The sequence below is a fragment of the Pseudomonas sp. HY13-MNA-CIBAN-0226 genome (assembly GCF_040310305.1).
Lineage (GTDB): Bacteria > Pseudomonadota > Gammaproteobacteria > Pseudomonadales > Pseudomonadaceae > Aquipseudomonas > Aquipseudomonas gregormendelii.
In genome coordinates this window covers 1-266 of the sequence record NZ_JBEOPS010000313.1, presented here as the reverse complement: position 1 = coordinate 266, position 266 = coordinate 1, and the positions used below count along the sequence as shown (strand labels likewise).

Sequence of the window (266 nt, the reverse complement as noted above, 5' to 3'; positions counted from 1 at the left end):
CTCCTCTTCCAGATGCAAGTCTGAAATCAGCAATATCACGCTTCGATGATCTCGGCTTTCTCGACGATCACGTCTTCGGCTGGAACGTCCTGGTGACCGGCCTTGGAGGTGGTCGATACGCCTTTGATCTTGTCGACAACGTCAGTGCCTTGGGTGACTTTACCGAACACTGCGTAGCCCCAACCCTGCACGTTCTTGCCGCTGTGGTTCAGGAAGGCGTTGTCGGCGACGTTGATGAAGAACTGCGCGGAGGCCGAATGCGGCTC

1 protein-coding gene is annotated in these 266 nt (G+C 56.4%); it reads right to left on the bottom strand.

Features of this window, described 5'->3' with window-relative positions; translation table 11 throughout:
- Positions 1 to 35: 35 nt before the first annotated feature.
- Positions 36 to 266 (bottom strand): peptidylprolyl isomerase (locus AAEZ05_RS28900; RefSeq protein WP_350650035.1); only part of this gene is annotated, 231 nt, incomplete at its 5' end.